Source organism: Novosphingobium sp. 11B, from assembly GCF_054589055.1.
On sequence record NZ_BAAILP010000230.1, the window covers coordinates 21,288 to 34,303 of the forward strand.

Consider the following 13,016-nt stretch of genomic DNA (forward strand, 5'->3'; position numbering starts at 1 on the left):
AATTGTCGGTTTGGATATAGCCTCAGCACCGGAATGCGATTAGGCGCCATAATCGGCATGTCGCCATAAGGTGGTCTAATCAATGGCAGGCGAGAACTACAATGAGCTGGCGGCTTTCGTGATGGTAGCTCGCGAACGCAGCTTCACGCGCGCGGCGGCTCAGTTGGGTGTTTCTCAATCGGCGCTCAGCCAGACGATTAGGGGGCTCGAGGAAAGACTGGGCCTGCGCCTGCTGACCCGAACGACCCGCAGCGTCTCACCAACCGAAGCGGGTCACCGCCTGTTCGATACTGTGGCGCCGCGTTTTGAGGAGATCGCACAGGAACTGGCCTCGCTCAGCCAATTACGCGACAAGCCCTCCGGCAAGATCCGCATCAACGCGGGAGAGCATCCCGCAGTGTCCGTTCTGCAGCCGGCGTTGCGCAAGTTGCTGCCTGACAATCCCGATATCAGCGTAGAGATCGTCGTCGATTATGGACTGACCGATATCGTCGCCGGGGGGTTCGATGCCGGGGTGCGCCTGGGCGACCAGCTGGCCAAGGACATGATCGCGGTACGCATCGGTCCAGACCTGCGCATGGCCGTCGTCGGCTCGCCCGACTATTTCACCCGCTATCCCGCGCCGCGTTCACCCCAGGATCTGACCGCTCATAACTGCATCGGCATCCGGCTGCCGACCTATGGCGGCATCTTCCCCTGGGATCTCGACAAGGACGGCCATGAGGTCAATGTCCGGATCGAGGGGCAGTTGGTCTTCAACAACATCAGTCTGCGACTGAACTCGGCACTCGACGGGCTGGGTCTTGCCTATCTTCCTGAGGATCAGGTGATGCCCTACATTGAGCGTGGAGAGCTCCTCCGGGTGATGGAAGACTGGTGCGACCCCTTTCCCGGCTACCACCTCTATTATCCCAGCCGTCGCCACGCATCGCCGGCTTTCGCGCTGTTTGTGGAGACCTTGCGCTATCGGGGCTGATGGCCGACCGCGTCCGCGTACTGGGCATCGCTGACAAGCTCATCCCATGCGACGGACTGGCCATTGCTGCTCTCCGTCAACGCAACGTGGGTCATTGCTTCGTCGGGCCCTGCGCCGTGCCAATGCTTGATGCCGGGGCCGATCCAGACGACATCGCCCGGTCCGAACCGCTCGACCGGCTGCCCCCATTGCTGCACGAAACCGTGACCGCGCGTAACCACGAGGGTCTGGCCGAGCGGATGCGTGTGCCACGCGGTATGCGCGCCGGGAGCGAAGGTTACAGTCCCGCCGCCGATACGTGCCGGCGCCTCGCGCTGGAAGCGGCCCTCGACTTGCGCGGTCCCCGTGAAGTTGGCGGCCGCGCCAATGGATTTATCGGTCGAGCCTTCCCGGATGACCGAAACGCCCGGCCCCGTGCTATAATCGTCCCCTGCCATGGCAGGCATCGGCAGAAATGCCGCGCCGATGGTCATCGCTGCCTTGCTCAGTCCGCGCATCACTCAGTCTCGCTCTTGGGATGGAACACTTCACGCGCGACGCCGACCGCGTTGATGGCATTGGGCCAGCCCGCATAGAAGGCGAGCTGCGTGATAGCCTCGACGATCTCCGTCTCGGTGACGCCATTGCTGCGTGCGAGTTGCATGTGTGAGCGCAACTGCTCGGGGCGATTGAGGGCGATCAGCGCCGCGACGGTGACGAGGCTACGGTCCTGCTTGGCGAGGCCGGGCCGTTCCCAAACGTCGCCGAGCAGGACTTCGTCCGTCAGCTGAGCCAGCTTGGGATCGATGTCGCCCATCAGTTGCTGCGCGCGCGACGGCTCGCTAGCGGTCTTCGCTGCGGGCGTCTGAGCCTGGACCAAACCGGGTATCCCTAAACCGAGCATTGTGCCTGACATGAGGATGAGGCTGCGCGTGATCGTCTTCATACCGATAATCTATCCTTCTCGAAAATGACGGCGCCGTGGGAGGGAACGCTGTCGGACCCGCCGTGCGGTCTCAGGCTTGGATAGCCAGATTGCGGCCAGGACATTGCGGATCATCGGGCCGGTGATTTCCGAGACCTGGACATTGCCTAGTTTTGGGAAGACATAGGTCTCCAGCGTACGAAGCCACTGACCTTCATGCTTCTCATTGCGCCAGGTTTTGCGCTGGGCTGCTAGGACCTTGGCAGTGGCCTCCTTGAAGGTAGGCACGCCTTCGGCCTTACGCCGTTCGAAAACGGGGTCGAGGCCCAGCTCCACCCAGCTTCGAATCTCCCGAGCGCGCTCCCTTGCCTGGGCGAGCGACACCTTCGCCGCGCTGCCGATGCCAAAGTCGCGGCGGCTGCCGGCCTTCTGAACCCGGCACATCCAACTCTTGGTGCCGCTGGGTTGAATGATGAGAAAAAGTCCATCACCATCGCTCATGCGCCCGGCTTGGTGGCGTTTCTCACAGCGGTCGCGGACAGCTTACCCATGCCACAAATCTTCCCACATTTTTTCCCACACGACGAATCGGTTGCAGGCGAACAGGGATGAATGCGGGTGGACGCGAATCACCCGAAAGACCTGATTTCTCAGGGCCTTATCGGATGGTCGCGAATGTGGCTGGACAAGCCGGTGGCGGAGACGCCGGGATTCGAACCCGGGGTGCCCCCTTAAGGGCACGACGGTTTAGCAAACCGCTGGTTTCAGCCACTCACCCACGTCTCCGGATGCGGCTTGGAGCGGTGCCTATAACGGGAGCATTCGGGGGCGGCAAGGGGGCAAGCGTGCAAGAATGCAGATTTATTCAACACTCGCTTCACCGCGAGTTTCAAGTTCGACCTGCCGCAAAACCGACTCGGATCGTCGCCCGTTCATTGCTAGGTCAGGCGCGGTGGATTCTTGTGCGATGATACCAGTTTTGACCGTGCATGGGGCGCGGGGGACGTGGGAAGCGCCGGGAGCGGCGTGGAGAACGCAAGGTAATCACGCCATGAAGGGTCATTCTATGCAAGATCGCACGCAAACTGTTCGGGGGGCGCGTCGCAGGTCGGTCATCGGGCTGGCGGCGGCGTTGCTGGCGCTCGCCACCTCGGCCGCCCCGGCATTCGCGCAGGTCACGACCGTCGATCCCGATGCGGCGATCGACGGCGACCTCAATCGCGGCACGACTTATTCGCCGGTGCCGCCCGCAACCGATCCGGGCAACGGCACGCCTGTCGAAGGGCCACCCGCCACCGACTGGAACGGCGGGCAGCCGGCCTATCCTGCTCCCACGCCCGCGCCGACCTATCCCGCCGCACCGGCCGTCGCGACGCAGGACAATGGTTCGACCTACCGCGAGGACGACCTGATCGGCGCAGCCGAAGGTGTATTCGGCAAAGGCGCCAAGGGCCTCGCGGACATCATCAAGGACCTGCTCGCCAAGCAGGGCGAGCCCAACGCATACATCATCGGGCGCGAGGCAGGCGGCGCCCTTGCCGTGGGCCTGCGCTACGGTTCGGGCACGCTCCATCACAAGGTGGAAGGCGAGCGCCCGGTCTACTGGACCGGGCCGTCGATCGGCTTCGACGCCGGCGCGAATGCCGGCAATGCCTTCGTGCTGGTCTACAACCTCTACGACAGCCAGGACCTGTTCCATCGGTTCGGCGCGGGCGAAGGCCAGGCCTATCTCGTGGGCGGCTTTACCGTCAGCTACCTGCGCCGCGGAAACACCGTACTGATTCCCGTACGCGCGGGCGCGGGACTGCGTCTGGGCGCCAATATCGGCTACATGAAGTTCTCCGAAAAGCAGAGCTGGCTGCCCTTCTGACGCAACGATATTGCGCATCGACGCAGCCGTCCAACTAGGTGGTTGCGTCAAGCGGCGGGCGGGGTTAAGGGCCGCCCGCCATGCTCAACGATCTCAAGCAACAGCCCGCTGACGCGCTCCTTGCGCTGATCAAGCTCCACAACAACGATCCGCGCGCGGACAAGATCGACCTCGGTGTCGGCGTCTACAAGACCGCCGACGGCGACACGCCGGTCTTCGCCGCGATCAAGGCGGCCGAGAAGAAGCTGGTCGAGGAGCAGGACTCCAAGGCCTACCTCGGCCCCGAGGGTGACATGGGCTTCGTCGAGAAGCTGATGCCCTACGTGTTCGGCAAGGCCAACCCGACCATGGGCGGCCGGATCGAGGGCATGCAGACACCCGGCGGCACCGGTTCGCTGCGCCTCGCGCTCGCGATGGTGAAGCGTGCGGGCTACAAGCGCGTCATAGTCGGCAAGCCCAGCTGGCCGAACCATAACCAGATCTGCGCCGATCTCGGCCTCGAAGTCCTCGAGTTCAACCACGCGACCGGCGCCGGCGCCGACATGGACGCCCTGCGCGGCGTGATCGCCTCGGCGCAGGAAGGCGACGCGATCCTGCTGCACGGCTGCTGCCACAACCCGACAGGGATCGACTACACCCGTGCAGAGTGGGACGAGATCGCCGGACTGCTGGCCGCTTCGACCATCCTGCCCGTCCTCGACCTTGCCTACCAGGGCCTCGGCCAGGGCATGGAAGAAGATGCCTACGGCCTGCGCCGCGTTCTGGCATCGGTGCCCGAAGCGCTGATCTGCTATTCGTGCGACAAGAACTTCGGCCTCTATCGTGACCGCGTCGGTGCGCTCTACGCAATGGTCGCCGACCCCGCCGATCTCGCCAAGGTGATGTCGAACGGTCACTCGCTGGCGCGCGCCAACTGGTCGCAGCCGCCAGATCACGGCGGCGCGGCGGTTCGCGTGATCCTCGAGGACGAGGCCCTGACCGCGCAGTGGCTGGCCGAACTCGACGAGATGCGTGAGCGTATGCGCGGCGTGCGCGCCAAGCTGCAGGTGGCCGGCAAGACCGGCGGCGTCGATCTGACTCCGGTGGGTTCGCAGAACGGCCTGTTCTCGATCATCCCCTTCACCCCGGATCAGGTGCAGGCGATGCGTTCGGAATACGGCATCTACTTCGCCGCTTCCGGCCGCATCAACGTCGCGGGCCTGACCGACGGCAACATCGATCAGTTCATCGCCGCTGTCGCGGCCGTGACGGCCTGATCATGAACCGTCAGCCGGTTCTCGAGGGGGACCGGCTGACGCTCAGGCCCCTGCTCGAGGCGGATTGGGATGCGCTGTTCGCAGTCGCGTCCGATCCCGACATCTGGGCCGTGCATCCCTCGCACGATCGCTGGCAGGAGCCGGTGTTCCGCGCCTTCTTCGACGAGGCGTTGGCGGGTGGCGGCGCCCTTGCGATCCTCGATCGGGAGAACGGCGCAATCGTCGGCTCCTCCCGCTACGGAGCGCCCGAAGTCGAGCAACCCGGCGAAATCGAGATCGGCTGGACGTTCCTGGCACGCCGCTACTGGGGCGGCGGGTACAACGCCGAATTCAAGCGCATGATGCTTGCGCACGCACTCCAGCATTTCGAGCGTGTCATCTTCCAGGTGGGCGCGGACAACGTCATCTCGCGCAAGGCGATGGCGAATATCGGCGGCCGTCTGGTCGAGGGCCGTTCGCGCAGCTACGAGCGCTGCGGCGTGATGGTCGAGCACGTCATCTTCGAAATCACGCGCGAGAGTTTCACGGCAGGCCCGCTGGCCTGACCGGGTATCGTCCGCCTGTCGATCAACCGCCCAGGCGGTGATGGACGGCGGGTGAAGATATGGGCCTCGTCAGGCCTTTCCCGCCTGACGTTACGTGGAGCCTGCATGACAATCGATCGACCCATCGGGATCGCCCTCGTCGGCTGCGGCCGGATTGCGCCGCTGCATCTCAAGGCGATCGCCCGCAGTCCGGAGCATGCCCGACTGGTCGCCGTGGTCGATCCCGATCCCGCCCGCGCCGCCGAGTTCGCGCAAGAGTATGGCGTCGAACACGCCTGTACTTCGCTGGAAGAGGCGCTGGCGCTGGATGCTGTCGAAGCAGCGGTGCTGTGCACGCCTAACGCATTGCACGCGGATCAGGTGGAGCAGGTGCTGCGCGCCGGGCGCAACGTGCTGGTCGAGAAGCCGTTCTCCGAAACCGTCGCCGATGCCGAGCGGATCGCTGCACTGGCGGACGAAACCGGGCTGGTCCTTGCTGCCGGGCACACCTTTCGCCATGTCGAGGCGGTGCGTACCCTGCAGGACCGCCGCGCCGGGTTCGGCCGTCTGCGAGCGGTCAGCATCTCGATGTGCGTGTTTTGGGACGGCCCGCAGGCGCCCTGGTGGGCGACCCGCACGCGCGAGGAAGGACTAGTCCTTACCCTGTTCGCCCCGCATGCGATCGATTTCCTGCAACTCGTCGTCGGCGAGATCGATCCGCTGCGCATCCATGTCGAGGCGGCGCGCTTCCAGCCCGACTGGGCGGCAGAGGACGAGGCGATGATTTTGCTGCGCTATCCTGACGACGTGCTCGCCTCAATCCACGTTTCGTACAACCAGAAGCGCACGATGAACCGCAAGGTCGCGCACTTCGAGAACGCCACCGTGCGGGTCGAGAACGGTGATGAACTCTGGATCGACGACGAGCCCGTCGTCATGCCCGAGCGGGCGCCGGTGGATGACGATGTGCTCTTCAACGACGGGATCACGCACTATTTCGCGACGCAGGTTCGCGAGTTCGCTCTGGCGGTGAGGGGGCTGCCGAACCGCAGCGTGCTGCACCCCTCCGCCCTGCGCCAGACCCGCCTCAATCGCGCGATCGTGGCAGCGGCGCAACACGATAGCTACTGACACGCCATTCGTCATCCGCGCGAAGGCGGGGATGACGATGATACCGGTGAAGTCGATCAGGTCCTAGGCTGCGTGGACCAATTCGGACCTCCGGCAAGCGCCCCAACTTTGACGTAGCTGCGAGATTTCATATTGCCGGAAAGCGGACGTATGGAGCTAGACCTGCGGTCCAATCCTAATAGCGTTCCTGAGCCGCCCCCAAAAGCTACGGGGGGATGATGGAGATTCAGTCGATGTGCGTTGCAGAGAAGCGATCCAGTCGCGAGCATAATGCTCTTGCAAGTCCACTTTCGCAGGAATGATATCCGCACCGCTATCGAAAATTCCAACAAGCTCAGATGCTTGAACACCACTTTCGATTTTATAGGCTTTCAACCCCTGACCCATGTCTCGTGCCATGCCAGATGGCCAGACTTTCAGGCTTGCTCCGTAGCAGAAGGGGATGAGACCCAGCGGTTCTAACGCACGCCGACGAATGGTGCGCAGCGCTTCGAAGAAATCGGCTTCTTCGGCAAAATGTGCTTCGCCACGAACAGTGCATACCAATCGGCAGGATCGACCAACCTCAGTTTGAACAACCGAAATCGTCTCGTCGTCCTCGCCACCAATTACAAACAGAGTATGTGTGGTCACGACGGTCACTTCCCGGAAGCTGCTACGTTGCGAATGTCTAGTTTCAACAGGAACTCGCTTGCAAGCCACCAGTCCGCTCCCCACCCACCTCAGCCGTTCGATTTGTCCACGTGCCCTGCAGCGGTCACGGCGTTTACCGCATTCTTCCGGATCATGGAACGCCATGTGATTGCAAAATACTCTAACGCGCCAGCGCTGCGCCTCCGCGTGCGGGGACGCAGCGCCAGATGATCAGCGCGGCAATGCACATCAGCGCGGCCGGGACGATTCCGAAGGCGTAGCGGATCGCGTCGATGGCCTGGGCGCTCTGGGCGATGCCGCGCTTGGCGGCGGCTGAATCGAAGCCGCCGATCGCCAGGATCGAACTCGCGATCAGCGTGCCGCCGAGCGCGATCCCGGCCTTCTCGATGATCGACCAGATCGCGGCGAACGAGCCGGCGGTATCGCGCCCGGTCTCTTCTCGCGCCTGCGCCATGGCGTCGGTGAGGAGCGAGAGCGCGATCAGGCCCCAGCCCGAGTTGAACAGCCCGACGCAGCCCGAGCACACATAGGTCACCCAGATCGGCCCGGCGCCGGCATTGGACCAGACGATCAGCGTGATCACATGGCCGAGCGCGCCGACGAGGTACGCGTTGCGCTTGCCCAGCACTTTCGCCGCCGCCACCCAGAGCGGCGAGACGGCCATGACGACGCAGCCCGCAATGGCGACAAGGATGCCGAGTTGCACCAGCGCGTCGGTCCGCCCCATGTTGTAGGTGATGAAGAACGCCATCGCCGCCGAGCAGGTGCCTGCCGCCACTGTCATGGCGGCGGCGGAAAGGCACAGGACGCGGAACGGGCGGAAGGTCAGCGTGGCCAGCAGGCCGCGCAGCGACAGGTCGCGCTCGAGAGGCGCGACGACCTTCACCTTGCGCACCGCGTTCCAGGCGGTGACGAGGCTGATCGCGGTGATCCCGCCCAGCAGCGCCGCGCCGGTGACGTAGGCGCTGCGATCGGCACCCAGTTCGTGGATGAGCCATGGCACCAGCGCCGAGCCGAGCAGCAGTCCCGCGCCGGTCCAGGCGTGCTTCCACGCCATCAGCACCGTACGCTCCTGCGGATCGCTGCTGATTTCCGAGAAATGCGCAAGGAACGGCACGGAGAAGCTGGCGAAGGTCACCATGTAGAAGCTGAAGGCGACGACGACGTAGCCGACTTGCGTGCTCATCCCGGCATTGGGCACGAAGAACGTGGCGATCATCGCGAAGGGGGCCAGCACTGCGCCGACCAGCAGCCAGTTTCGCCGCGCGAAGCGATGGAGGTTGCGGTCTGAAACGACGCCGACGGTGAAGTCGCTGAGCGCGCCGACGATGACCTTGGGCACGAAGATCGCCGCGCCCGCGATCGCCGGCGGAATGCCGACGATGCTGGTGAGGTAATAGAGCAGGAGGATCATCGGCGCGTCGCGGAACAACTGGTTCCCGACGTTGCCAAAGCTGTAGAGCGCCTTGGTCCGGGTCCGAAGCAAGCCGCCTTGCGGCGCGGCTCCATGCATGCCGTAGTCTCCAAATGATGCCGTAGCCGCCAGCCTAGGGGCAGGGCGGCGGATCATCGGGAGAAAGACGCAAAGTCACCGACACGCGGTGACTTTGCAGCGACCCGCAGGCCGATCAGCTCCGCAGCGACTGCATGCGCTGGAGATAGCGGGCCAGCACGTCGATCTCCAGATTGACGCCGTCGCCTGCGTGCATCGCGCCGATGGTGGTCACTTCCGCGGTGTGGGGGATGATGTTCAGGGCGAAGTGGCAGGTGCCGTCCGGCTCGTCGCTCACTTCGTTGACGGTGAGGGAGATGCCATCGACGGTGATCGAACCCTTGGGGGCGAGGTAAGGGGCCAGTTCCCTGGGCGCGGCGATGACGAAGCGGCGCGAATCGCCGACCGGCTCGATGCTGACCACGGTGCCGACGCCGTCGACGTGGCCGGTGACGATGTGACCGCCCAGTTCGTCGCCCAGCTTCAGTGCCGGCTCGAGGTTCAGGTGGCGGCCTTCCTGCCAGCGGTCGGAGACGGTGCGAGCCACGGATTCGGCCGAAATATCCACCGCGAACCAGGCGTCGCCGGCCACGCCGCCCTTGTCCACCACGGTCAGGCATACGCCCGAGCAGGCGATCGAGGCGCCCATCGCGATGCCCGCCGGATCAAAGGGGCAGGCGATGACGGCGCGCAGGTCGCCGGTCTTGCGGGCTTCGCGGATGGTGCCGACGGCAGTGACGATTCCGGTGAACATGAGCTAGCCTTCGTGAGAATTTCGCGCGTCGTAGACTTCGAGCGTGTCGCTGCCAAGCTGCCGCCGCTCGATCATCCGCCAGCGGCCATGGGCCTGCGCCAGCGAGGACAGGCCGAAGTCGCCAAGGCCCGGCCTGCCGCCAAGCAGCACCGGTGCGCGGTAGATCAGCAGGCGATCGACGAGCCCCGCTGCAAGGAACGCCGTGGCCGCATGGGCGCCGCCCTCGACGAAGAGGTGCAAGACGCCTTCCATCCCGGCGATGGCCTCGGGCGAGGGTAGCGCCTGCCAGCCTTCGGGAGCGGAGCCGCGTGTCAGTACCCAGCGCTGCGGGCTGCGATCCTCCAGCCCCGGCAGGCGTACGTCGAGGCGGGGGGTGTCGGCCCTCAACGTGCCGCCGCCGACGAGGATCGCATCGGCACGGGCGCGCATGGCGTGGGTGTGGGCGCGGGCTTGGGCGCCGGTGATCCACTGGCTTTCGCCGCTCGCCAGTGCGATGCAGCCGTCGAGCGACAGGGCGAGCTTGAGCGTCACTTCGGGGCGGCCGAGGCGCTTGGTGGTGAGATAGCCGGAAAGGCTCTGCTCGCAGGCCGTCGAAGGCAGGTATTCGGCCGCGATCCCAGCGGCGCGGATGCGGGCGATCCCGGCGCCCGAGGTGCGCGGATCGGGGTCCATGCAGCCGATCACCACGCGGGCGAGGCCGGATTGCGAGACGAGGTCGGCGCAGGCCGGGCCGCGCTCGGACTTGTGGGCGCAGGGTTCGAGGGTGACGTAGATGGTGCCCCCGTGCGCGGCCTCTCCGGCGGCGGCGAGCGCCATCGCTTCGGCATGAGGGCGGCCGCCGGCTTGCGTCCAGCCGCGCGCAATCACGCGGCCGGCCTTCACGATGATCGCGCCGACGCCCGGATTCGGCCTGCTCAGCGGGCGTGCGCGCGCGGCGAGAGCCGCGGCGGCGGCGAGCCAGCGCGCGTCTTCGCTCCCCCCCCTGTCGTTCACTGCTGGGCGGCGTCCGGTGCCAGCTTGGGGTTGGCGATGCCGCCTGCCTTCAGATTCTGTTCGATCCGCTCGCGATCGGCCTTGGCCTTGGCGGCTTCCTCGGCGTCGGCTTCGCGCGCGATCTTGTCGACGTCCATGCCGGAATAGCGGCCGATCGTCTTGTAGAGTTCGCGTACGTCCTTGTCGCGGCGCGCTATTTCGCGGGCGTAGGCTTCCTTGGCCTTCTGGTTGGCGAGGTTCTCGGCCTCGATCTCGGCGTCGGTGCGGTGTTCCTTGAGGACGGAGATCCAGGTCACCTTCGGCGGCGGGTGCGGGGCGCTGCCTTCCTGCGTAAACATCAGATAGAAAACGCCGAAAGTGCAGGCGGCCGACACCGCCGCGATGCGCCAGCGGTTGTGTCCGGCCTGCTTCCAGACCAGCTTGAAATCCGCGACCATCCCGGTCGGGTTTGCGTCTTTCCAGATTCCACTGCGCTTCAACATGGCACCCATGTAGGCCCTAACGGCACCCAACGCTACCCAAACGGCACCCAACGCTACCCAAACGGCACATAGAGCGACCGGCCATGCGCCTTCAGCCATCGATTGGCCTCATGAATCGACCCCTCGAAGATCGTCTTGAGGACATGATGGAACGCGGGCGAGTGATCGAAGTGGACGAGGTGGGCAACCTCGTGTGCGACTACCGAGCGGCGCACCGGATCGGGCGCCATGATCAGCCGCCAGTTGATCCGGATCGTCCCGTCATGCGCACAGGAACCCCAGCGCCGCCGCGCGCTCGACAGGCCGAGGGCGGGGCAGGGCTGGGCGGCGCGCTCGCAATATTCGGCGAGGTCGGCGGCGAGGAGGTCCTTCGCCTCCGTCTGCAGCCAGCGCAGGACGCGCGGGGCAAGCGAATCGGCAGGGCCGCCGAGGCGCAGTTCGCCGTCGTCGATGACCGGGCGTCGCGGCGCGGTGATGTCGTGGACCACGGCGAGGGCGTCGCCCCGGAAGGTGATCGTTGTTCCGTCCGCCATCGGCGCGGCGGCGGGGAGGGCGGCGAGCTGCTTCGCCAGCCAGTCGCGGCGGCTTTGGGCGAAAGCGACCGCCTCGGCCGTGCGGGTCCAGCGGGGGACGGAGATACGCACCTCGCTGCCGTCCGGGGCGAGGCGCATGGTCATGCGGCGGGCGCGTTCGAGATGGCGGACCACGATCGGCAGGGCGCGGTCGCCGACCTCGACGACCAGCTCTTCGCGCGGATCGCGCCTCAGCCAGTCGAGCATCGCATTCAGCGCTTTTGCTCCGGCAGGACGTCCCACGGCGCGCTGCCGTCCTCGACCTCCCACTCCTCCTCATCCTCGTCGCCGTAGGGCCAGACGATGTGCTGTTCGAGCGGCCCGGCCACCGTCTCCGAGATCACCTTGCCCGCGACCGAGATGCCCGCCTCGTGCACCGTGTCGCGGCTGCCGCTGACGAGGTAGTGCCATTCGGGCAGCGGGTCGCCGTCGGCACGCAGGCGGTAGGCGCAGCTCGGCGGCAGCCATGCGTAGCGACCCGCGCTCTCGGGCGTCAGCTTCAGGCAGTCGGGCACGAAGCTGCGGCGGTTGGCATAGTCGCTGCACTGCGCGGTCTTGAGGTTGAGCAGCTTGCAGGCGACGTTGGTGTGGTAGATCTCGCCGGTGTCCTCATCCTCGACCTTGTGCAGGCAGCATTGGCCGCAGCCGTCGCACAGGGCCTCCCACTCATCGCGGGTCAGGCGGTCGAGGGGCAGTTCCCAGAAGGGCTTTTGGCCGCTCACTTCACCCACTTTTCAAGCTCGGCCTCGACCGCCTTGCGGCCCTGGTCGGAGGGCAGCATTGCAATGGGCTTGCCGTCGGGGTCGAACAGGTAGGTGATGCGAACGTGATCCATCAGGTAGCCGCCGGGGGTGTCGGAGCCCTTCTTGTAGTAGATCGCGAAGGCCTTGGCAGCACTTTCGATCTGCTGCGGCGTGCCGGTGAGGCCGAGCAGCTTCGGGCCGAACGCCGAGGTCCACTGGCCGACGATCTCGGGCGTGTCGCGCTGCGGATCGACGGTGATGAAGATCGGCTGCACTTTCGCCGCCTTGGCCGGTTCGCGCTTCGCAAATTCGGCGAAGCCGCGCATCGTTTCCTGCATGTCGAGCGGGCAGACGTCGGGGCAGAAGGTGTAGCCGAAGTAGACGATTCGCCAGCGGCCCTTGAAGCTGTCCCAGGTGACCGGCTTGTTGTCCTTGTCCACCAGCGTGAACGGCCCGCCGATGGCCGCGCCTTCGAGCGGCGGACGCTCGACCGCAGGCTGCTTTGAGCAGGCGGAAAGCGGCAGCCCCGCCAGCAATACGAGTGCAAGGGGAGCGAGACGACGTGCAAGGTATGTCATGGCGCCCACGCTCATGACCTGCTAGACGCCTCCATGCAAGGCGCGGATGGCGGGGCGCGCGTAAAGACCTGTGGTGGAAGGACGTTA

At 65.5% G+C, this 13,016-nt stretch carries 16 protein-coding genes and 1 tRNA gene; 5 read left to right on the forward strand and 12 right to left on the reverse strand.

Annotated elements, in window-relative coordinates; all coding sequences use genetic code 11:
- Positions 1–82 precede the first annotated feature (82 nt).
- Positions 83–976 (forward strand): LysR family transcriptional regulator, encoded by an 894-nt coding sequence (locus ACYPYD_RS20375; RefSeq protein WP_459665152.1) that lies wholly within the window; start codon positions 83–85, stop codon positions 974–976.
- Here the strand turns inward: ACYPYD_RS20375 and ACYPYD_RS20380 are convergent.
- From ACYPYD_RS20380 to ACYPYD_RS20395, 4 genes are all read right to left on the reverse strand, one after another.
- Positions 964–1,449, reverse strand: coding sequence for a (R)-mandelonitrile lyase (locus ACYPYD_RS20380; RefSeq protein ID WP_459665154.1), 486 nt, complete (start codon positions 1,447–1,449; stop codon positions 964–966). The genes ACYPYD_RS20375 and ACYPYD_RS20380 overlap by 13 nt on opposite strands.
- A gap of 23 nt (positions 1,450–1,472) precedes the next feature.
- On the reverse strand, positions 1,473–1,835 hold the full coding sequence (locus tag ACYPYD_RS20385; RefSeq protein ID WP_459665157.1) for a carboxymuconolactone decarboxylase family protein: 363 nt from the start codon (positions 1,833–1,835) through the stop codon (positions 1,473–1,475).
- A 75-nt stretch (positions 1,836–1,910) separates the two neighbouring features.
- On the reverse strand, positions 1,911–2,381 hold the full coding sequence (locus ACYPYD_RS20390) for a tyrosine-type recombinase/integrase (RefSeq protein WP_459665159.1): 471 nt from the start codon (positions 2,379–2,381) through the stop codon (positions 1,911–1,913).
- 193 nt (positions 2,382–2,574) lie between these two features.
- A tRNA-Ser gene (locus ACYPYD_RS20395) sits at positions 2,575–2,666 on the reverse strand.
- Between the two features lie 280 nt (positions 2,667–2,946).
- On the opposite strand from ACYPYD_RS20395, the gene ACYPYD_RS20400 reads away from it, so the two are divergent.
- The 4 genes from ACYPYD_RS20400 (at position 2,947) to ACYPYD_RS20415 (ending at position 6,661) form a co-directional block, all read left to right on the forward strand.
- Entirely contained in the window at positions 2,947–3,750 is an 804-nt protein-coding gene (locus ACYPYD_RS20400) for a DUF1134 domain-containing protein (RefSeq protein WP_051587005.1), read from the forward strand.
- Between the two features lie 80 nt (positions 3,751–3,830).
- Entirely contained in the window at positions 3,831–5,006 is a 1,176-nt protein-coding gene (locus ACYPYD_RS20405; protein WP_459665161.1) for an amino acid aminotransferase, read from the forward strand.
- A 2-nt stretch (positions 5,007–5,008) separates the two neighbouring features.
- On the forward strand, positions 5,009–5,551 hold the full coding sequence (locus tag ACYPYD_RS20410) for a GNAT family N-acetyltransferase (protein WP_459665164.1): 543 nt from the start codon (positions 5,009–5,011) through the stop codon (positions 5,549–5,551).
- A gap of 105 nt (positions 5,552–5,656) precedes the next feature.
- Positions 5,657–6,661 carry a Gfo/Idh/MocA family protein gene (locus ACYPYD_RS20415; RefSeq protein ID WP_459665167.1) on the forward strand — a complete coding sequence of 335 codons (1,005 nt, stop codon included), beginning with the start codon at positions 5,657–5,659 and terminating at the stop codon, positions 6,659–6,661.
- 156 nt (positions 6,662–6,817) lie between these two features.
- Here the strand turns inward: ACYPYD_RS20415 and ACYPYD_RS20420 are convergent, their stop codons facing one another.
- The 8 genes from ACYPYD_RS20420 to ACYPYD_RS20455 all read right to left on the reverse strand — a co-directional run bounded on the left by ACYPYD_RS20420 (position 6,818) and on the right by ACYPYD_RS20455 (position 12,944).
- A complete protein-coding gene (locus tag ACYPYD_RS20420) occupies positions 6,818–7,294 on the reverse strand; it encodes a hypothetical protein (protein WP_459665169.1) in 477 nt (158 codons plus the stop codon).
- A gap of 181 nt (positions 7,295–7,475) precedes the next feature.
- A complete protein-coding gene (locus tag ACYPYD_RS20425) occupies positions 7,476–8,801 on the reverse strand; it encodes an MFS transporter (protein ID WP_459665171.1) in 1,326 nt (441 codons plus the stop codon).
- A 142-nt stretch (positions 8,802–8,943) separates the two neighbouring features.
- Positions 8,944–9,561, reverse strand: coding sequence for a riboflavin synthase (locus tag ACYPYD_RS20430; RefSeq protein ID WP_036527955.1), 618 nt, complete (start codon positions 9,559–9,561; stop codon positions 8,944–8,946).
- A 3-nt stretch (positions 9,562–9,564) separates the two neighbouring features.
- Positions 9,565–10,554, reverse strand: coding sequence for a bifunctional diaminohydroxyphosphoribosylaminopyrimidine deaminase/5-amino-6-(5-phosphoribosylamino)uracil reductase RibD (ribD, locus tag ACYPYD_RS20435; protein ID WP_459665173.1), 990 nt, complete (start codon positions 10,552–10,554; stop codon positions 9,565–9,567).
- A complete protein-coding gene (locus tag ACYPYD_RS20440; protein ID WP_036527951.1) occupies positions 10,551–10,991 on the reverse strand; it encodes a hypothetical protein in 441 nt (146 codons plus the stop codon). The genes ribD and ACYPYD_RS20440 overlap by 4 nt, the downstream gene beginning before the upstream one ends.
- Before the next feature lie 98 nt (positions 10,992–11,089).
- Positions 11,090–11,815 carry a M48 family metallopeptidase gene (locus tag ACYPYD_RS20445; protein WP_459665220.1) on the reverse strand — a complete coding sequence of 242 codons (726 nt, stop codon included), beginning with the start codon at positions 11,813–11,815 and terminating at the stop codon, positions 11,090–11,092.
- A 5-nt stretch (positions 11,816–11,820) separates the two neighbouring features.
- Complete coding sequence (locus ACYPYD_RS20450) at positions 11,821–12,339, reverse strand: YcgN family cysteine cluster protein (protein WP_036527947.1); 519 nt, start codon at positions 12,337–12,339, stop codon at positions 11,821–11,823.
- Positions 12,327–12,944 carry an SCO family protein gene (locus ACYPYD_RS20455; protein ID WP_008832898.1) on the reverse strand — a complete coding sequence of 206 codons (618 nt, stop codon included), beginning with the start codon at positions 12,942–12,944 and terminating at the stop codon, positions 12,327–12,329. Before ACYPYD_RS20455 ends, ACYPYD_RS20450 begins: the two co-directional genes overlap by 13 nt.
- Between the last annotated feature and the right edge of the window lie 72 nt (positions 12,945–13,016).

Excerpts from the sequence above, each read along its gene's own strand:
- ACYPYD_RS20375 (WP_459665152.1), top strand. The coding sequence starts at position 83 with ATGGCAGGCGAGAACTACAATGAGCTGGCGGCTTTCGTGATGGTAGCT.
- ACYPYD_RS20380 (WP_459665154.1), bottom strand. The coding sequence starts at position 1,449 with ATGACCATCGGCGCGGCATTTCTGCCGATGCCTGCCATGGCAGGGGAC.
- ACYPYD_RS20390 (WP_459665159.1), bottom strand. The coding sequence starts at position 2,381 with ATGAGCGATGGTGATGGACTTTTTCTCATCATTCAACCCAGCGGCACC.
- ACYPYD_RS20400 (WP_051587005.1), top strand. The coding sequence starts at position 2,947 with ATGCAAGATCGCACGCAAACTGTTCGGGGGGCGCGTCGCAGGTCGGTC.
- ACYPYD_RS20405 (WP_459665161.1), top strand. The coding sequence starts at position 3,831 with ATGCTCAACGATCTCAAGCAACAGCCCGCTGACGCGCTCCTTGCGCTG.
- ACYPYD_RS20410 (WP_459665164.1), top strand. The coding sequence starts at position 5,009 with ATGAACCGTCAGCCGGTTCTCGAGGGGGACCGGCTGACGCTCAGGCCC.
- ACYPYD_RS20415 (WP_459665167.1), top strand. The coding sequence starts at position 5,657 with ATGACAATCGATCGACCCATCGGGATCGCCCTCGTCGGCTGCGGCCGG.
- ACYPYD_RS20430 (WP_036527955.1), bottom strand. The coding sequence starts at position 9,561 with ATGTTCACCGGAATCGTCACTGCCGTCGGCACCATCCGCGAAGCCCGC.
- ACYPYD_RS20440 (WP_036527951.1), bottom strand. The coding sequence starts at position 10,991 with ATGGTCGCGGATTTCAAGCTGGTCTGGAAGCAGGCCGGACACAACCGC.
- ACYPYD_RS20445 (WP_459665220.1), bottom strand. The coding sequence starts at position 11,815 with ATGCTCGACTGGCTGAGGCGCGATCCGCGCGAAGAGCTGGTCGTCGAG.
- ACYPYD_RS20455 (WP_008832898.1), bottom strand. The coding sequence starts at position 12,944 with ATGAGCGTGGGCGCCATGACATACCTTGCACGTCGTCTCGCTCCCCTT.